We start from the raw sequence: 19431 nt of genomic DNA, 5'->3' as shown, positions 1-19431 counted from the left end.
ATTTTAATTGGTACTTAGGATCATAATTCATTGTCTCTTTCGTTCATAAGTATATTTATATTTTATAGTACAATTAGGGCATTTTTTCGTTAGATAGTTCTTTTTATAGCTGTATTTCACAAAAATATAGTAAAAATATGTAGAAAAATTAATGTGTTCAAATATAATTTTAAAGGTAAAATCATCTGTTATATATTAAATTTACATAAAATATAAATGCATTTAGAGAAAAATAACCTAGCAAATAAAATGAAAAATGTAGAACGATAAAAATGTTATGAGAAAGAAGCTATCTACGTAGTATAATTAATTTGTATTGGTAGAAAGAAGTGGCTGGCAACATGAGTGATTTTATTGATTTAACAGGGGAAAAATTGGACATTGGACTGTTCTTGAAAAGAAAAATTAGAAAGCAATGGAATTTAAAGATTGGTGAAGAACTATAGTGTACTATTTATTAACTAAGCTATGGGGAGATATTGGTATATCATTGAATATTTAACGTGCCTTGTTCGATTTGTAATGAAAACGTATGGAAAGAGAATGCAATTTATGGTAAAAAGACGCAGCGTTATTTTGGCCATTAATGTATAGAAAAAGAGCATTTGAACTGAAGAAAGCTGTAATCTAATAGATGGCGTGGAATTTGCGATGATTCTATTAGGAGGAATAATAGATGAATAAACAGATTATTTCTTTGTTCATGCTATGTTGTCTAGTATTGACAAGTTGCGGGAGCAAAAATACTAATGGAAAAGATGAGATTCCAACTGAAAATGATGTAATACAATCAAATGCGACAAATAATATATCTGAGGCTTCTACTGAGACTACTGTTGAGAAGGATGATTCAAAATTGTGGCGAGAAGCATATCTGACATATTTGAATGAAAAGTTATTGCCAGAATATTATTATACTTATGAATTCATTTATGTAGATGATGATAATATTCCTGAATTGGTTCTTAATAGCGGAGCTGAGGCAGGTGGAAATATCATATTAACTTTTCATGATGGCATGACAGATACACTTCAGACTAATAGGATTGGATTTAGCTATATTGAAAAGCAAAATTTGCTGAATAATTGTGGTGGCCATCAGGGATACTATTTTGATTACATATATAAGATAGTAGAAGGAAAATGGGAAAAAATTCTTAGTGGAGAATATTGGTCAGATGATATAAAAAATTTAGTATATGATGAAGAACTGAATAGATATCATACTGATTATTATTCTATAGATGATATTGAGACTAGTGAAGAGGATTACTTAACTAAGGTTTCTGATGTATATGATAATTCGAGTGCGAAGGTTCCGGATTCTCCATTGATCATCGATGAAGTATTTCATTATTTGGAAACAGGTGATTATATCTCTGCCAATCATAAGTATGAGATTGTTATAGATGACTGTACTTGGTTGGACGCTCAAGAAAAGTGCCACGATAAGGGCGGTTATTTGGCTACACTCACATGTCCTAAAGAGATTGAACGAGTGGAGGAGATGATCAGAAATGAAGGGATGGATAATTCATGTTTTTTCGTTGGATGTAGGCGTGGAGCGGAAATGAGTCCTAACAGTTATCCAAGATATGGTCTGTTTTGGGATGATTTAAGTTTGAGAGATCCGTCTTGTATAGGAAAGTGGTTTCATGATGAACCTTCATTTTCTGGTATAACATCTAATGGCGTGGAAGTTAGAGAAGATTTTGTTGCATTTGAGAAAGGAAAAGATTTAAATGAGTTTTTCTTTAAAGATGTGACGAATAACATTATTAAGTATTATCCTGAATACAGTGGCAAGCTGGGGTATATTTGTGAGTTTGACGATGAAGACGATACGCAGCTGAGAATAAATAATAGTATTACTTTTTTATATTCTCTTGAAGGTCTCAGCGCAGATGAGATTGTTGAAGAGTGTAATATCTATTTGAACAACAAACTAAATTCAAGTCAGTCAGATAGTGACTATGAGAAGGTATTCAAAGTTAGGCCAATGTCAATGGAAGAAAGTGATAATAGTTATGATGCAGTATATTATAGGTTTATTCCTGTTTTTGGAACTGCTTTCAATTGCAATCCGGGACTTGATCTTATAAAAAGAATTAATGTTTCAAGAGGATCGGGGGAGCCGCAGCCAGGATTTGAAGCGTACGCTGAATGGAAACGTATGTCTGTTAGTATTGACTTAGATATTCAGGATCGTGAAAAAGCAATTCAAGTTTATGAAAAGTTTTATGAACAACTAGCGCCTTTATACGAAAATAGTTTTGAGATACGCGATGATACGTATTGGTCGTCTGCGGGTAGTTTTTGGAATGAAGACCATACACTAAGTTCAGGAGTCCAACTTGTTTGTCTAGCAGAACATGATGATTCTTACGATATCTTTGTTATTAAGTGGCACAATGTTGAGTAAAATTGAAGAGAACCTCGTGGTTAAACCATGAGGTTCTCTTTTCTGGCCTAGTGATAGGTTGGTTGACAATAGCACCGACTTTAAAAGTCGAGCCATCGGCTATCTTTTTTGAATCCCAAGATCCTGTTCTGGAAGCTATCCATAATACTATCGTAATCGGTGTAATCTATGTTGCATTTGAAACGAGAGTTCCAAGCATTCTTAAGTGCATCGCAGATCACAGGAGCTCTTTCGCCCTCGTTCTTAATGATCGCCGGAAAGACGAAGATGATGAGAAACATGTTTAGGTTCGTAAAAATGCCCATGCGAGCCTTTCCAAACTTATCAAACGCAACGTGGACGTCATTGCAAAAGATCTTCGAAGCAGTAGCAACATCGGCTGCCTCTACCAATTCTTTAAGACAACCATATCTCTCAGACAAGAACATGTTCATCTTGTCTTCATACACTTTTTTCTCAGATATCTTGCTAAGAGGTTCAACCCCTTCAAAAATCTTCATAATATCAAATGCCATAGCTTTTCTCCGTTAGTTGTTCTGGTTGATGTTAATTATATTCCAATAGTGGCGGGCGTTTCAACATAGAGGTAAGGAATGAAACTACTAACTTAATTGATGAGAGGCTGACCAAAATACAGCACAACAAACAAGATTGTTGTTTTTTGCAAGTGGGATTTGGCCCAATGTCCTATCTCTAAAATATGCATAAATACAAGGTTTACGGCTTAATCATCTTTTAAAAATCATAAAATTATAATCAAAGATATTTAATTACATTTTATAGTGATATATCGCTATTGTGATATACTTTATTTAAATTATCGTAAACTTCATTGGAGGAGAATAGGATGCGTAAATATTTAATTCCAATATTATTGTGTGTTATCCTCGCAGGATGCTCTGATGCTCAAACTTATGATGATGTCTATAGAGAAGGATATGATGAAGGATTAAGAGATGGCGCATATAATTATGACAAGCTGGACTGGAGGGATGTAGCTGATTACCTAAAGGAAAGCGACGGCGATCTTCTCATTGTGGATAAAGGCGATTATGCTTGTCTTGCAGGGCATAATGCAGGTGTTTTTGCAGAATACCCTATGGAGGACAGTATATGGTTGGAATATAAAGAGGATGATTACTTTGCAGACATGTACTTAGATTTTTATTTTGATGGCTACAATTATTTTTCAGATATAGATGACAAAGGAGACTTCGATTACAAGGCTGTTGCTATGATTGATACATCTAGGATTTCTGATGCGATAAAGGAAGTAGGATATGATGATTACCATGAAGTTGCTCTGATAAGATGGGAACAAGGGGACTTGTATGCATATAATGATGTTGAAGAGGCTGTATTTGAGGATCTTATAACAGCAGAATCAATTGGCAAATTTGCAAATGAGAATATTAAAGGTAAATATGAATATTACAAGATAGAAGAATGAGGAAACATATAATGATAAGTTCAAAGAATTTGATCATTATTTATCGCGTCAGAAGAAAAAGATTATTTAGGATGAATATATCGAAATCATATTTCTTTTAAACATTTGGAGGTGAATATTATGAAGAAATCTATTTCAATTGTTATTATGACAATCTCATTATTTCTTTTATATGCATGTTCACCAGAGAACAATTCTAAATCAGGAGAAACAATTAATCTGAACGATTATGTAAAGGTATCATTTAGTGGATTCAATCAGGCAGGCATTGCTGACGTATATTTCGATAAGGAATCGTTTATGCTTGATAACATTGATAATGTTAGCTATAAAAAAGAAAGTGAGCAGGTTTATAAAGAACTTTATGGAAAAACTGATAAATCGGCAGCATATGAAGTATTGAGGTTTATTAAGGTAAACGTGGATAATAGTTATCACCTCAATAATGGCGATAAAGTTAAGCTATTCTGGAATATAGATGAAGATAAAATCGAGTCGTATTTTAAAATCGATTATATTTTTTTAGAAGAAGAATTTCAGGTAGCAGATTTAAAGGAAGCAGGTACATTTGATCCGTTTGAAGGATTGCAGCTAAGTTTTTCAGGAGTCGCTCCTTATGGAACAGTTAGTGCCTATAATGATTCGAATGATTATGGGGGAGAATATTTAATAACTCCAAATGAGAATCTCAAAAACGGGGATGAAATTAAGGTGAATTATAATGTCACAGATATAAGTTCATTGATTTCTAGCTACGGGGTTTGCCCTAGTAAGTATGATGCAAATTATACTGTAAGCGGACTTCAGACATATGTTTCATCTGTGGACGAATTAACAAGCGAGCAGTTATCAAAACTTAAAACGGATGCAATAGAGCAACTTTGGGTACCAGGGTATGGTATATATTATGATGCTATATATAAGGGAAATGTGTTCTATGTAGCAAAGGGGGAACCCGCACACGGAGTACATTTTTTGAAGTGGTGTGGATTTCCTGTTGATAATGCAATTTGTATGGTATTTGAACATCCGAAGGATTCTCATGACGCTTCTGATAAGGCATATACGATAATAGCACTCGAAAACCTAATTAAGGATGAAGATGGAAATCTTACATATAATAGATTCGATATGTGGCCATATGAAACATGTACATCTATGGCGGAAGTGAAAGACTTACTTATAGGATCTTTTGATGATATTATGAACAGTTCGAGCTCATTTAATTAAAGAAATCGAAGTAATGAATGTATGGCGTGATGGGATAATCTGTCACGTCATTTTATTACTTATAACCCACGAAACGGACTAAAGAATGATTATATTCCAAAATGTCGGTTTATATTGTGGAATTGTCGCATTTAGTATATATAATCATTAGACCGATAACTAAAAAGGACGCATTAGTTTATGTGATAGAATTATGTAGAATATAAAATACCGAGCTTCCGTTCTAAGATGGTAGAGCAATTACATGTGAAGGAGCAAAAAAGTGGTCAGCATATATGATATCGTATGGCAAAAATGCAATTTTAAATCAGCAGGGACTCATCATCTTGATAAGTTCATAATGGAGCAGATTTTTGAGGAGACAAAGCCTACAAAAGACGAGTCTTGGACTGATGATTTTGCAAATATATTTGTTGGCAGCGTTTTTCTTGATATCGCATCAAAATACCTTTGCCTTAAAAGGGGAGAGGTGGATCTTGCGTATGATTATATCTTTCCTGTAAATGACGGTTCAAAGTACTATCAGATAGCAGTCGATAAAGAAAAGGACATAGAGCTTTCCGATTTTTGCCAGATTTATTTAAAATACTGCGACTATGGTGAAGTTGCGCATGATACGGTGCATGAATGGCTTCCAAGGAATACTTCAAAAAAGGGCTTTTCGCATTATGAGTATCTTATCCTGGAATATGCTTCACTTCTTGAAAAATTTGAGGCTGTTGAAGGTGCTACACTCGGCCCTAAGTGCAGATTTGACGGAGCATACAATAATATCATAAGCTGCAGCTATACAGAAGACCTCCTACATATAATGAATGATACCTTATGGGTTATTACTACCTCGCATTTTGAGAAGAGAAATGTGATAACACTTCTAATTGCATATGTCATGGGCATGAAGAACGATAAGGAAAAGTACAGTAAGATAAAAAGATTTGGTGTTTTCAGCATTACAAGAGGTACAATACATACCGTTCCTGTTGAAAAGTTCACGCAGAGTACATTTAAAAACATTGCCAAAAGCTATGTCGGCTACAAGGATGAAGGACAGGAAAACTGGGAAGATTTTGAAGGTACAGATGCCAACTTATTCAGGGAAGTTGCAAACTATCACAAGGACTTATTGCCTCCAGAGGTTTTCAAGAAGTATTACGTTCAGAGTGAAAACATAGTAAAGCAAGAGTTTAAGAGACTGCCATACATCATTGAGGCCAAAGAAGGAAGTGATACCGCGCTAACGGTAATAGCTCATTCGATGAAGAACATGCCTGCTTTTACATCCGGAAAGCGAGACGGAATAGAAGATTTTGCTATCTATTATATAAGTGATATCCATTTGGAGCACCATGTCACGGGAGAAGCACAAAAAAACAAAAGAAATCTCATGAAAGAGATAGAAGATATTGCAAAAGGTTTAGTGACAAAGACTCTTGCAAGAAAGCTCTTTGAGAAAAGAAACGACATTATCATCATGTTTTTGGGAGATACCTCAAACAGCATCGAACTATCCCGAATCTTCTATGAGTCATTCATGGCTGAAATCAGAAGACATACAACAGAGCCAAAGGTTTATGCGGTAATTGGAAATCACGAGCTATCAGAATTTGACACATTAAAGGGCGGGATAAGAGAGTATAAAAAGCTCTTTAAGAGTGTTGGTATAACCATGCTCCACAATGAATATGAGGTAATAAGAGTCGGATGCTTTGCAGCAAACAACATCGCTGTTGCTGGTGGAGTCGGTTTTGCAAAGTATAATGATAAGTTCAACTCTGATACACAGGTTGGCGCCGCAGATATGACGCATAAAAAGGACTCCAAGGAATCCGATGCGCTTAACAAGATCCATACAAAGGTTTTAAATGACCCTTCGGCGTATGGTAGAATTATCTTGTTTTTGAGCCACTATCCACTAAAAGACTGGATGAGAGAAGAGGATATAAGCTCAAGATGCATGTATTTTAACGGACATAACCACCAGAACACATCCGTTACGACGCAGAATCGGAGCATCTATTCAGATGGTCAAATCGGATATAAAAAGAAGAAGATAGCATTTAAGAAGCTGACAGTTGGCCCGTATTATAATCCGTTTGTGGATCTTGAAGATGGCGTATATGAAATAGGAATTGAATCTTACCATCAGTTTTATGAATACAACTCAGAAAGGCTTAATGGCACATATTTTATCGACCAGCAGCTTAAGAAGGGCAGCAAGCTGTGCATGATCAAGCAGTATGAGTATTATGGCTTCTTCATAGTAAAAGATGATGGCATAATGATATGCAAGGGCGGCAGAGTAGCGGGACTACCATATAATAATGGATTCCAGTACTATGCAGATAATTTTGCTCAGATGGTATCGCGTTATATCAACTTGCTGTTGCCTTTTAGAAAAGCTGAAGAGATGTTATCAGAATATCTAAAAGCTATTGGGCTTTCAGGCAGAATTCACGGATGCATTATCGACCTGGATTTTACAAACCATATCATGATAAATCCTGTAGACGGCAAGGTGACGGTATATAATTCCCCGGTATTTGGGATTGTAAAAGAGTACGACAATCTAGGAGCTATACTTGAAGAAATGGCTCAGAAGGACCCAAGGCTATATTCGAAGAGTCTGGAAAAATACAAGAAAAAGGCACTGAAGCTTCCAAGGGTTGTAAAAAACATGAGTGGAGAGTACGAGAGAGTAGAAACAGATTCGGAGAGTACATACGGAATATCAAGGGATATAAGAAACGTCGAGAGGCTGTTTACCAATAATATTTTAAGGGACTGGGAAGATAGACTGCTATATCGCGAAAGCAGAGAAGGTATTAGCACATCGAAAAAGGTAAGAAAACGCTGAGTGCCTAATTTGGAAATCTTTTTGAAAAATAGATTTGATCAACCTCGCATGGTTGATCAAAGAACTAGGAGAATACAGGTATGATAAGAATACTGTTCGTCTGCCATGGCAATATCTGCCGCTCGACAATGGCGGAGTTTGTTATGAAAGACATAGTGAATAAGGCGGGAGAAGCGGATGAGTTTCATATTGAGTCCGCGGCAACGCACACAGATGAGATTTGGAATGGGATGGGAAGTCCTGTTTATCCGCCGGCAAGAGCGAAACTCAGGGAGCACGGGATCGGAACGGATGACAATGAGCTTGGAGTAAGCGCCAAGAGAGCAAGGCTTTCTGTAAAGGGAGACTACGACAAATATGACTACATAATTGGTATGGATTCTGCGAATATACGCGACATGAACCGTATTTACGGCGGAGATCCTGACGGAAAGATATACAAGATGCTAGATTTTACCGATAGAGACGGTGATGTGGCAGACCCTTGGTATACGGGGAACTTCGATGCAACTTGGAGAGATGTATCTGAAGGTTGCCGGGGACTTTTTTCACATATAAAAGAATAATTAAGGAGAATATGTTTTATGAAAGGGAAGAGAGTAATTGCGCTGTTTATTATGGCAGCGTTGTTTATGTGCGCATGCCGGAAAGAAGGAGTAAGCTCACAGGACTTAAATGATAATGCTGCTAAAAACGAAGCATCAACCGTGGCATCGTCTGCCATAGAGCCTGAACAAAGGTATACAAGGGAAGCCGATGATAAATCCGGCTTATACACTGCTTTTTTAAATGATGAGGAGCAGGTAACCATTGAGTTGGAGCATAAGTATAATGATTATGCCGGGATAGTTGATGATGATTTTAAATTTGATCCCGGCGAAAGTATCAATCTTAAGACTTTGACGGAGAGACTCAGTGGAGCTTTTTCCAATGACGGCGAAGAAGTATTCTTAGATGATCATCGATATATAGATTGCGGAAATGACGGTGAAAAGGAGCTTCTTGTTACTTTTCAGCATAAAGAAACAGATCCCGATTACTATTCATTGGTAATTAAAGAGCGCGATGGTAAGCTTTACTTGCGCTATGGTAAGTACGGAGAGGGTTCTGATATAGGTGATGACGGATATATTCATTCTTCAGGGAAATATACCGGTTCTTCCTGCTATTTTAAATATGGTTTTTTAGATAAAGACGCCAATTACATTTTTTACTACAGCGGAGTATATGATCTTGATCTGGCAGACTATATGTCGACTTTTTATCCGGATGAGGATGCTTCGTTATGGAATGACAGCCAGCTGATTTCATATACTTTTGGTCAATATGATGAAGCTAAGACTTACTTCCGATTTTTTAGAGACTATGACAAGGATTATAAAAAAGAAAATGATCCGGATAGTTATTTTGTAAAAACATTGAAAAAAAGCGGAATTGATCTGTGCACAGAAGAGGAATTGGAAAAGCTTCTTTCTGACAGAGCAAAAGAGATCGGATGGGAGACAACTGTACCTACTGAGCTGACACAAGAAGAGCTTGATGCCATAAACGAAGATTTTAATGTAATAAAAAAAGATAATATAGAAAACAGGTTTTTTCTTAAAGAGGAATTTAGCACTGAAAAAGAAATTGAGGATATACAAGAAACCGTAAGCTATGTAAAAGAGCATTTCGAAACTGAGGCCAAATCCATAACGGGTTCCTATAAAGTCGTTTCCGGAAAAAAGGAAGGCGATAAATATACTGTAAGAGTTGAAGTGACAGACGGAGATAACTGGGCTGAATTGGTATTTCCTCCTCGTGATGTTACTTTTACAAAGGATGGAGATACTTATAAATTTATTGCCAACAAATTTGACTGGGCAGAAGAAAGCAACATAGATAAATCCTATAGAGTTGATCTAAAGGAATATTCGGGATCTTTATATTGTTATACTTATGAATACTCTGATAAACAATCACAATCAAACCTGATTGAACCCGGCGAATCTTTTATATATGTGGTTTATAACGGTGAATGCGTTGACAGAATAAAGGATCATCCTGAAATGATCACATCAGAAGAAGCTGATGAAATAATAAAAGAAAATTTGAATTAACTTAATATAACATGGAACAAAATTGCTAAATTGCGATTTGGACAAAAAATCCCTTGTGAAAATCCCTTTCTGATAATAGAATGATAAGGATGATTAAATTAGACACAAGGGAGGAGTTCCATGGGACAGAGAACAGACATACACAAAGTGCTGATAATCGGTTCAGGACCTATTGTTATCGGGCAAGCGTGTGAATTTGACTATTCAGGAACGCAGGCGTGTAAGGCGCTTCGTAGTCTTGGATATGAAATCGTATTGGTAAATTCAAATCCGGCGACTATTATGACAGACCCGGAAATGGCAGATAAGACATACATCGAGCCACTTAATGTGGATCGTGTTGCAGCAGTTATTGAAAAAGAAAGACCGGACGCTCTTCTACCTAATCTTGGTGGACAATCTGGTCTTAATCTTTGTTCTGAGCTATATCAGGCAGGTATTCTCGATAAATACAATGTAAAAGTTATAGGTGTTCAGGTTGACGCTATTGAGCGTGGTGAGGACAGAACCGAGTTCAAAAAGACCATGGATATGCTTGGCATTGAGATGGCTCGTTCTAAGGCATGCTACAGCATAGAAGAGGCACTTGCTGAAGCAGATGAGCTTGGCTATCCCGTAGTTCTTCGCCCTGCATATACAATGGGCGGCGCCGGCGGCGGACTCGTTTACAACAAAGAAGAGCTTCAGACCGTCTGTGCAAGAGGTCTTCAGGCATCTATCATTCATCAGGTTCTTGTTGAGGAATCAATCCTCGGATGGGAAGAGCTTGAGCTTGAAGTAGTTCGTGATAAAGACAACAACATGATCACAGTCTGCTTTATCGAGAACGTTGATCCTGTCGGTGTTCACACAGGTGATTCATTCTGTACGGCTCCCATGCTCACAATCGATGAAGACCTTCAGAAAGAACTCCAGCGTCAGGCTTACAAGATTGTTGAGCACATCGGCGTTATCGGCGGAACCAACGTACAGTTCGCTCATGATCCCGTTTCCGGACGTATTATCGTAATAGAGATCAATCCCAGAACATCCCGTTCTTCAGCCCTTGCAAGTAAGGCAACAGGCTTCCCGATCGCCTTGGTATCGGCTAAACTCGCTACAGGACTTACACTTGCAGAGCTCCCCGATTCCAAATTCGGAACCCTTGATAAATATGTTCCCAACGGAGACTATGTCGTAGTTAAGTTCGCTCGTTGGGCATTTGAGAAATTCCACGGCGTAGAAGATAAGCTCGGTACTCAGATGCGCGCTGTCGGCGAAGTTATGAGTATCGGTAAGAACTTCAAGGAGGCATTCCAGAAGGCTATCAGATCCCTTGAGAAAGACCGCTACGGTCTCGGCGCCATCGAGAAGTTTGAAAAGATGGACAAAAAAGAGCTCCTTCGCCTGTTAAAAGATGCTTCTTCAGAGCGTTACTTCCTTATGTACGAAGCAATGAAGAAGGGTGTTACAGTAGACGAATTATACGATATCACTAAGGTTAAGCACTATTTCCTTAACCAGATAAAAGAGCTTGTGGACGAGGAAGTTGAACTTGTAAGCAAGTATAAAGGAACAGTTCCCGCTGCATCCGATCTTATAACAGCAAAGGAAGACGGCTTTGCGGATAAGTACCTTGCAAAGGTTCTTGGTGTTACGGAGGATGATATCAGACAGGGACGCGAGAAAGCAGGTCTCACAGAGAGCTGGGACGGCGTTCACGTATACGGAACAAACGGAAGCGCATATTACTACTCAACATATCAGAATGAAGACAATGCAGGTGCCAATGAAACACCCGATACTGCCGGCAGCAACAAGATCATGATCCTTGGCGGCGGCCCCAACAGAATCGGTCAGGGTATCGAGTTTGACTATTGCTGCGTACATGCTGCGATGGCTCTTAAGAAGCTCGGCTTTGAGACTATCATTGTAAACTGCAACCCCGAGACGGTTTCAACAGACTATGACACCTCAGATAAGCTCTACTTTGAGCCCCTTACACTTGAGGATGTACTTCAGATCTACAGAAAAGAAAAGCCTCTCGGTGTAATCGCTCAGTTTGGCGGACAGACTCCTCTTAACCTTGCGGCTAAGCTTAAGGAAGAGGGCGTAAATATACTCGGAACAACACCTGAAGTGATCGATCTTGCCGAAGACAGAGATCAGTTCAGAATGATGATGGATAAGCTTGGAATCCCTATGGCTGAATCAGGCATGGCTTCTGATGTTGAAGGAGCAAAAGAGATCGCGGCCAAGATCGGATATCCCGTAATGGTGCGTCCTTCATTCGTTCTCGGTGGTCGCGGAATGGAGATCGTTCGCGACGAAGAGAGCATGGAAGGATACATGAAGGCTGCTGTTGGTGTAACTCCCGACAGACCTATCCTTATCGACAGATTCCTTCACAACGCACTTGAGTGCGAGGCAGATGCAATAAGTGACGGAAAGGAAGCATTTGTTCCTGCGGTTATGGAGCATATCGAGCTTGCGGGTATCCACTCAGGAGACTCTGCTTGTATCATTCCTTCCAAGCACATTTCCGAGAAGAATCTCAGAACTATCGAGGAATATACCAAGAAGATCGCGGTAGAGATGAACGTTGTCGGACTTATGAACATGCAGTATGCGATAGAAGACGATACTGTATACGTTCTTGAGGCCAACCCTCGCGCATCAAGAACAGTACCGCTTGTTTCGAAAGTATGCGGAATCAAGATGGTTCCCGTTGCTACAGATATCATCACTGCAAGTCTTACAGGAAGAAAGTCTCCCGTGGAAGACCTTATTGCAGCTAAGAAGAATACAGAGCCTGCATACTACGGCGTAAAAGAGGCAGTGTTCCCGTTCAATATGTTCCCCGAGGTTGACCCCGTTCTCGGACCCGAGATGCGTTCAACAGGAGAGGTACTTGGGCTTGCCAATACTCCCGGTGAAGCATTCTTTAAGGCTCAGGAAGCAGCAAATGCGGCACTTCCTACAGAAGGCGCGGTTCTTATTTCACTCAACAATGAGGATAAGCCCAATGCTTCAGCGCTTGCCAAGAGCTTTGCTGATGACGGATTCAAGATCTACGCAACAGGTAAGACCTATGATCTTATTAAGGAAGCGGGAATTGAAGTCGGAAAAGTAATGAAGAATTATGAAGGCGGAAGACCCAACATCGAGGATCTTATCAAGAATGATGAGGTTCAGCTCATTATCAATACCCCTATCGGTAAAGATACCGAGCACGATGACGGATATGTTCGCCGCGCAGCTATAAAAGCAAGAATTCCTTATATCACAACCGTAGCCGCTGCTAAGGCTGCAGCAGAGGGAATTCATGAAGTTAAGACCAAAGGTTGCGGCAACATCAATTCTCTTCAGGATTATCACGGTCAGCTGTAAAAAACTAAACTGTTTTTACAGCTCCTCATCGTATGAGACATCCAATATATCTTCAAAAGGAATCTTGGTATTTACTATTTGAAGTATGCGGGCGACATCATCGAACCTCGCAACCATGCCTGTGACCTTCAGGTATTCACCTTTATGGAAATAGACACAGGTTATGATCCGACCCTTTTTGATATTATGCATTTTCTTATCGAGCTCTTCGTACATTTCTTCGGAGAGCTCGATTTTTGGTACAACTATTTTTTCTTTTGCAAGGAGAGCTTCATCCAGTCCCTTAACCGCCTGAAACGGAAGGAACTGAGCGGCTCTTTTTTCTATTGGCATTTTCTGTCTTGGCATATGTTACCTCGCTAAGCTTTATGTCCGCCGATCTGATTGTTGCGGTCTCTGGTCGTTGCGCCGTCTTCGAAGTTAAGTCCCTTAAGGATCGCATTCTTTCCGAATTTGTTCTTGATCTCAAGGACAGCCTTTTGCATTTTACGGTCCTTCTCAAGATCCTGCGCGGGCATGAAGAACGAGTACTGCGTATATTCCTCGGGAATTACGTTGTTGGCGACAACGTACATGCGGCGAACCTTGTACTGCGGATTGACAATCCTGCTGTAAAGGTCTGCAATTCCGGGAATTAGAAGAAACGAAGCATTTGTTTCCGTGTCAAAAGAGAACGTGCCCTTGGCGGCAGGTAACGGGCAGCCCTTGGCGTATCCGACCATCAGGGAAAAAGACTTGCTGACAAGCCCTTTGTCGACCATATCAAGGCAGAGGATATCCATCATCTCTTTTGCAATAACGAGTCCCATATCAAAAGTGTAATCGCTCATAAGGACCTGTCCCTGAGAAAGAGAGTGCGCCGCTGACGAATACGCCTTGATATCCTTGATCGTAGTGGGTTCGCGTCCCCAGGCGTGGTCTATAAGAAGCTCGGCATTTACGCCGAGAAGTTTATAAAGAAGATTCTCATCGCCGTTTGCGATGTCTCTCATTGTCAGCATTCCGTAAGTCTCGAGTTTACGCGCGATTCCGGGACCGATGCGCCAAAAGTCGGTAAGCGGTCTGTGGTCCCATAAAGTCTCTCGATAGCTCTTTTCATCAAGTTCTCCGATAAAATCCTTGGCGTGCTTGGCCGTGATATCAAGAGCAACCTTGGTTAAAAAGAGATTGCTTCCGATGCCGCAGGTCGCGCGAAGACCGAGCGAATCGTATATGTCGCCTATTATGGTCTGTCCGAGCTCTCTGGCTGTCATATGATAGAGGTTGAGGTACTCCGTGACGTCCATAAAAGCTTCGTCGACTGAGTAAACGTGGATATCGTCCTTGGAAATGTACTTAAGATATATGGAATAAACTTGAGCGGAATAATCGAGGTATTTCTGCATCCTCGGAACCGCCATGATGTAGTCTATGTGCTTGGGTATCTCAAAGACGCGGCATCTGTTGTGAACGCCAAGAGCCTTCATCGCGGGAGAGACCGCTAGACAAATAGTCTTGTCGCTGCGCTCGGGATCGGCTACGACAAGACGCGTGGTCATAACGTCAAGTTTCCTCTCTACGCACTCAACGGAGGCGTAGAAGGACTTAAGATCTATGCAGATATATGTTCTTTCTCTTTCAGCTGCCATAGCCATATTATACAAACGTATGTTCTGTTAGTCAACCTCAGTTTCCGGAAAGACACCGCCTTATTTGTAACACAATTAAATATATATTGTGCTATAATCGGTATATCTGAGAAATTCTTCTGTTCATACATGCAATTCGCGTATTATCTACATATGTATGAATATAAAATATGCTTTTAGAGGAGGAAGGTATGTTAAAAGACGGAAAAATATGGGTTGCTAACAACGAAAGCGGCGAGAATGTATTTCTTTTGCCCAAGATGGCTAACAGACACGGACTCATTGCAGGTGCAACAGGAACAGGTAAGACAATAACTCTTAAGGTTCTTGCTGAGTCTTTCAGTGATATGGGAGTTCCCGTATTCCTTGCGGACGTCAAGGGTGACCTTGCCGGAATGGTACAGGAAGGCGTGGATTCCGAGGATATGCAGAAGCGTATTCAGAAATTCGGTCTTGAAGAAGCAGGCTTTGATTATCAAAAGTATCCTTCAACATTCTGGGATGTATTCGGAGAAAAGGGTATTCCGCTCAGAACAACGATCTCCGAGATGGGACCTGTTCTTTTATCCAGAATACTGGGACTTAACGACCTTCAGAGAGACATACTTTCAATCGCTTTTAAGATTGCCGATGACAACGAGCTTCTTTTGGTAGATACCAAGGATCTCAAGGCAATGCTTACATACATTTCCGATAATAATAAAGAGTTTGCTGCAGAATACGGTAATATCAGCAAGGTTTCGGTCGCAGCCATCGTGCGTGCGGTTGTTTCTCTTGAGATCGCAGGTGGAGATAAGTTCTTCTTCGAGCCCGCGCTCAACATCAAAGACTGGTTCACCACAGGCGAAGGCGGCAAGGGTATGATCAATATCCTCGACAGTACAAGCCTTATCAACAACGGAACTCTTTATTCGACATTCCTTCTTTGGATGATGTCCGAGCTCTTCGAGACACTTCCCGAAGTCGGCGACCTCGACAAGCCCAAGATGGTATTCTTCTTCGATGAAGCACACCTTCTTTTTGCAGATGCTCCCAAGATCCTGATGGATAAGATAGAGCAGGTTATTAAGCTCATCAGATCTAAGGGCGTAGGCATTTATTTTGTAACACAGAACCCCAGAGATATTCCCGACGGCGTTCTTGCACAGCTCGGTAACAAGATCCAGCATGCGCTTAGAGCTTACACACCTTCAGATATGAAGGCAGTTAAGGCTGCAGCAGATTCTTTCCGTGAGAATCCCGCGTTCAAGACTGCTGACGTTATTCAGGAGCTTTCCACAGGTGAGGCTATCTGCTCATTCCTTGATGAGCACGGAACACCCACAATGTGCGAGAGAGTTAAGATCTTACCTCCTCAGAGCCTTATGGGCGGAATCGATGATTCTGTCAGGGATAAAGAGATCAAGGGCAGCGTACTTTACAGCAAGTACTTCGAGCCTCACGATCCCGATTCTGCTTATGAGTTCCTTCAGAGAAAGGGCATAGAGGATGCCAAGGAAGCCGAGAGACTCAAGGCTGAAGAGCTTGCGCGCAAGGAAAAAGAAAAAGAGGAAGCTGCCGCTGCTAAGGCAAAAGAGAAAGAAGAGGCAGCCGAAAAGAGAAAACAGAAACAGAGAATCAAGACTGTCGGTAATGCAGTTGTTGGTACTGTAGGAAGAGAAGTAGGAAAAGGACTTGGTGGAAAGTTCGGAAAATTCGGAAAGACACTCGGAGGAAATCTCGGAGCAAGTCTCGGAAGAGGAATACTTTCAACAATCTTCAAGACCTGATAGCCGATGTTTATTCTTATCAAAAGATATTTATGCAATACAAAGGACCTGCTTATAATAAGCAGGTCCATATTTTTTGGGAGGAGGGGCTGTCCGGTTGGGGGACCTGACAGCCCGTGTATGAAAAAAAGTATTGTTGGGGGTTCAGAAGGTCTGTCCTTCTGATGTAATTTATATTACAATGTAACTGTTGCCAAACTGTGACAAAATTATAAAAGAATTATAACTTATTCAAAAAATAAAAATAGGAGAGAGAAAAAATGTCAAAAGATATACGTAATAACAAACATTCTCGGAGGGGATATTCTGAGAGAGAAGACAGGCGCGAGCGGGGATACGAGCGCTATAGAGACGAATTCGACGATCGTTATGATGACGAAAGATACGAAGATGAAAGATTTGATGACAGATTTGACGATCGCTACGATGATCATGACGATTATTATGAAGATGATGAAAGATATGATCGCAACGACAGATACGATGATCGCGATGATAGGTTCGACGAGCGCAACGACAGATACGATGATCGCTATGATGACGACAGACACTATGAATATGATCGCTACGAAGACGACGATCGCTATGATGATGACTATGATCGCAGAGATGACCGCTATGACGACCGCGATGAAAGATATGAAGAGGATTACGAAGATGATTATCGCGATGATCGTTATGATGACAGATATGATGATGAGAGATATGATAGACGTGATTCGAGCGACAGACGCCGCGATGATGACAGGCGTGATGTGCGCGACAGACGAAGAAAGCGCGATCGCGTAGAAGATTTTGAAGACGATTTTGATGATGTTCACGGTGGTAAAGATATGAAAAAGGGCGCAGTTAAGGCACTTATTGTAGTAGCGGTTTTATTGGTTATAGGTCTTGTTTTTGTAAAGGTCGCAATTCCTGCAATCAAACAAAAGGCCAAGAGAGCAGTCGCAGAAAAAGCGGTAGAGACAGTGTTCGAGAATGCCGAAAAGATCCCCGGTGCGGGCGAAAAGATCGGTGAGATCACTTCCAAGATGAGTGAGGAAGACAAGGAGAAAGTCACTGAGATCGTGGAAGAACACATGGATACCGAGACGGTTACGGAAGTAATGCAGTACGTAAATGAAGGTGACGAAGCGGGACTTATGAAGTACGCCGCAGAGAACCTTTCACCTGATGAGATACAGGAGCTTACCCAGATGTACGAGAAGTACAAAGACTGAGACGTAGAGCGAAAATCAATGGCAAACGCCGTATATTTCAGACTGTAGAAAAAGTCCGCAGCAATTGCTGCGGACTTTTCATATGCTTTCGAAGCGCCTTTCGGCAAATACTTTTAAAATTAATCCATTAACGCAAAAACACCCACGGGGGGACGTGAGTGCCTGCGATTTTCTTATGAGGGGGAGATAGTGATTACTCTAAAGAATAGAGCATGATTACATCACTAACTTAATTAATACTATAAACTATAAATGTGTACAAAAAGTGAAATAATTTACTTTTTTTCAAAAAATTTTCAAATGCAGATGAACTCAATGTAATTTCATTTCAGTTTCCGCGAAATTTTATATTTTAAATATGGCTTTTTGACTTACGCGTATCTACTATAAAATAAGATACATGTTTTTTATTGGGTTTGTTTTTTATAAGGAGGCCGTATGACAGGCATTTCTTCAGTATCTGGATATTCTTCATATTCACCTTATTCGGTTATTTCAAACGGCGGTACATACACCAAGGCTGCTCAGGGAGCGTCCGAGCTTGCGATTCAGGAAAAGACCAAGGCTCAGACAACAGGTCTTGAAGCCGGCGGTGAGAACCTGACTTCCGCAAAGTCTGCTCTTAACGTAGAAGACGGAGCGATGCAGGAGGTTACAGAGTATCTTCAGTCGATAAAAGAGCTGTCGGTGAAGGCTTCAAACGGAACCTTATCTGACAGTGACAGACGCTCGATTCAGGATCAGATCGATCAGTATAAGAAGGGCATTGACGATATTGCAGGTGCCACTACTTATAATGAAAAGAAACTTCTCGACGGTACAACTCCCGATATGAGAGTTGCATCCGACAACAATGGTTCCGAGGAAGTTATCTCATCCAAGAATGTTTCGCTTAAGGCGCTTGGAATTGAGGATTACGACGTTACTTCCGGTGACTTTGATATGAGCAGGATCGATAAAGCGATCGAGAAGCTTTCAAGTGCAAGAAGCGACGCGGGAGCTACAACCAACAGAGTTGAGCATGCTCTTACATATAATAGCCACGCAGCAATGGAGCTCAATGGTTATCAGATGAATAAGGAAGAGCAGAACGTATCCGATGCAATTAGTGCACTTAAGACCAAACAGGCACTCGATGCATATCAGGTTAACCTTCAGAAGAAACAGCAGGAGGATAAAGAGAGACAGTCGACGATGATTTTTGCTTAAAAAGTCTTTGGTACACGTACAGGTGTATTTTTGTCAAGGAATCTTGATGTATTTTAATCACTTTGAGTGATTTTAATCTATTGCTTGACATGGTCTAATCGTTTGATTATCATAGTCTGTGCTTGCACGTATTTATGATAAGTTATAAACGTGCTCAATATGGATGTTTTGGTACAATGAC

The 19431-nt window shown here is 40.3% G+C and carries 13 protein-coding genes; 10 read left to right on the top strand and 3 right to left on the bottom strand.

The genetic code is table 11. From position 1 onward, the window contains the following. Positions 1 to 676: 676 nt before the first annotated feature. Positions 677 to 2422 (top strand): hypothetical protein, encoded by a 1746-nt coding sequence (locus D6853_RS05000; RefSeq protein ID WP_120656925.1) that lies wholly within the window; start codon positions 677 to 679, stop codon positions 2420 to 2422. Between the two features lie 80 nt (positions 2423 to 2502). On the opposite strand, the gene D6853_RS04995 is transcribed toward D6853_RS05000, so the two are convergent. Beyond that, a complete protein-coding gene (locus tag D6853_RS04995; RefSeq protein ID WP_120656924.1) occupies positions 2503 to 2937 on the bottom strand; it encodes a hypothetical protein in 435 nt (144 codons plus the stop codon). Positions 2938 to 3269: 332 nt separating this feature from the next. On the opposite strand from D6853_RS04995, the gene D6853_RS04990 reads away from it, so the two are divergent. From D6853_RS04990 to carB, 6 genes are all read left to right on the top strand, one after another. Beyond that, the gene (locus D6853_RS04990; RefSeq protein WP_120656923.1) at positions 3270 to 3872 is read left to right on the top strand and encodes a KTSC domain-containing protein; all 603 of its coding nucleotides are present in this window, start codon (positions 3270 to 3272) and stop codon (positions 3870 to 3872) included. A 120-nt stretch (positions 3873 to 3992) separates the two neighbouring features. Beyond that, the gene (locus D6853_RS04985; protein WP_120656922.1) at positions 3993 to 5102 is read left to right on the top strand and encodes a hypothetical protein; all 1110 of its coding nucleotides are present in this window, start codon (positions 3993 to 3995) and stop codon (positions 5100 to 5102) included. Between the two features lie 262 nt (positions 5103 to 5364). Then, positions 5365 to 7956, top strand: coding sequence for a metallophosphoesterase (locus tag D6853_RS04980; RefSeq protein ID WP_120656921.1), 2592 nt, complete (start codon positions 5365 to 5367; stop codon positions 7954 to 7956). Between the two features lie 80 nt (positions 7957 to 8036). After that, complete coding sequence (locus D6853_RS04975) at positions 8037 to 8522, top strand: low molecular weight protein-tyrosine-phosphatase (protein WP_120656920.1); 486 nt, start codon at positions 8037 to 8039, stop codon at positions 8520 to 8522. 18 nt (positions 8523 to 8540) lie between these two features. Then, positions 8541 to 10055, top strand: coding sequence for a hypothetical protein (locus D6853_RS04970; protein ID WP_120656919.1), 1515 nt, complete (start codon positions 8541 to 8543; stop codon positions 10053 to 10055). A gap of 120 nt (positions 10056 to 10175) precedes the next feature. Continuing rightward, a complete protein-coding gene (gene carB, locus D6853_RS04965) occupies positions 10176 to 13424 on the top strand; it encodes a carbamoyl-phosphate synthase large subunit (protein ID WP_120656918.1) in 3249 nt (1082 codons plus the stop codon). Positions 13425 to 13439: 15 nt separating this feature from the next. Here carB and D6853_RS04960 read toward each other — a convergent pair whose 3' ends face one another. Beyond that, positions 13440 to 13772, bottom strand: coding sequence for a YolD-like family protein (locus tag D6853_RS04960; protein ID WP_243108297.1), 333 nt, complete (start codon positions 13770 to 13772; stop codon positions 13440 to 13442). 11 nt (positions 13773 to 13783) lie between these two features. After that, positions 13784 to 15052 carry a Y-family DNA polymerase gene (locus tag D6853_RS04955; protein WP_120657008.1) on the bottom strand — a complete coding sequence of 423 codons (1269 nt, stop codon included), beginning with the start codon at positions 15050 to 15052 and terminating at the stop codon, positions 13784 to 13786. A 191-nt stretch (positions 15053 to 15243) separates the two neighbouring features. Between D6853_RS04955 and D6853_RS04950 the strand changes: the two genes are divergently transcribed. The 3 genes from D6853_RS04950 to D6853_RS04940 all read left to right on the top strand — a co-directional run bounded on the left by D6853_RS04950 (position 15244) and on the right by D6853_RS04940 (position 19250). Next, complete coding sequence (locus tag D6853_RS04950; protein WP_120656917.1) at positions 15244 to 16821, top strand: helicase HerA-like domain-containing protein; 1578 nt, start codon at positions 15244 to 15246, stop codon at positions 16819 to 16821. Between the two features lie 260 nt (positions 16822 to 17081). After that, on the top strand, positions 17082 to 18041 hold the full coding sequence (locus tag D6853_RS04945) for a hypothetical protein (RefSeq protein ID WP_120656916.1): 960 nt from the start codon (positions 17082 to 17084) through the stop codon (positions 18039 to 18041). A 438-nt stretch (positions 18042 to 18479) separates the two neighbouring features. Then, a complete protein-coding gene (locus D6853_RS04940; protein WP_120656915.1) occupies positions 18480 to 19250 on the top strand; it encodes a flagellin in 771 nt (256 codons plus the stop codon). The last annotated feature ends 181 nt before the right edge of the window (positions 19251 to 19431 follow it).

Source organism: Butyrivibrio sp. X503 (assembly GCF_003625475.1).
GTDB lineage: Bacteria > Bacillota > Clostridia > Lachnospirales > Lachnospiraceae > Butyrivibrio.
The sequence above is the reverse complement of the archived record's forward strand: the minus strand, read 5'-3'. Positions and strand labels throughout refer to the sequence as shown.

What these genes read in the sequence shown, in the direction of transcription:
- D6853_RS05000 (WP_120656925.1), top strand. Translation starts at nt 677, where the DNA reads ATGAATAAACAGATTATTTCTTTGTTCATGCTATGTTGTCTAGTATTG.
- D6853_RS04995 (WP_120656924.1), bottom strand. Translation starts at nt 2,937, where the DNA reads ATGGCATTTGATATTATGAAGATTTTTGAAGGGGTTGAACCTCTTAGC.
- D6853_RS04990 (WP_120656923.1), top strand. Translation starts at nt 3,270, where the DNA reads ATGCGTAAATATTTAATTCCAATATTATTGTGTGTTATCCTCGCAGGA.
- D6853_RS04985 (WP_120656922.1), top strand. Translation starts at nt 3,993, where the DNA reads ATGAAGAAATCTATTTCAATTGTTATTATGACAATCTCATTATTTCTT.
- D6853_RS04975 (WP_120656920.1), top strand. Translation starts at nt 8,037, where the DNA reads ATGATAAGAATACTGTTCGTCTGCCATGGCAATATCTGCCGCTCGACA.
- D6853_RS04970 (WP_120656919.1), top strand. Translation starts at nt 8,541, where the DNA reads ATGAAAGGGAAGAGAGTAATTGCGCTGTTTATTATGGCAGCGTTGTTT.
- carB (WP_120656918.1), top strand. Translation starts at nt 10,176, where the DNA reads ATGGGACAGAGAACAGACATACACAAAGTGCTGATAATCGGTTCAGGA.
- D6853_RS04960 (WP_243108297.1), bottom strand. Translation starts at nt 13,772, where the DNA reads ATGCCAAGACAGAAAATGCCAATAGAAAAAAGAGCCGCTCAGTTCCTT.
- D6853_RS04955 (WP_120657008.1), bottom strand. Translation starts at nt 15,052, where the DNA reads ATGGCAGCTGAAAGAGAAAGAACATATATCTGCATAGATCTTAAGTCC.
- D6853_RS04950 (WP_120656917.1), top strand. Translation starts at nt 15,244, where the DNA reads ATGTTAAAAGACGGAAAAATATGGGTTGCTAACAACGAAAGCGGCGAG.
- D6853_RS04945 (WP_120656916.1), top strand. Translation starts at nt 17,082, where the DNA reads ATGTCAAAAGATATACGTAATAACAAACATTCTCGGAGGGGATATTCT.
- D6853_RS04940 (WP_120656915.1), top strand. Translation starts at nt 18,480, where the DNA reads ATGACAGGCATTTCTTCAGTATCTGGATATTCTTCATATTCACCTTAT.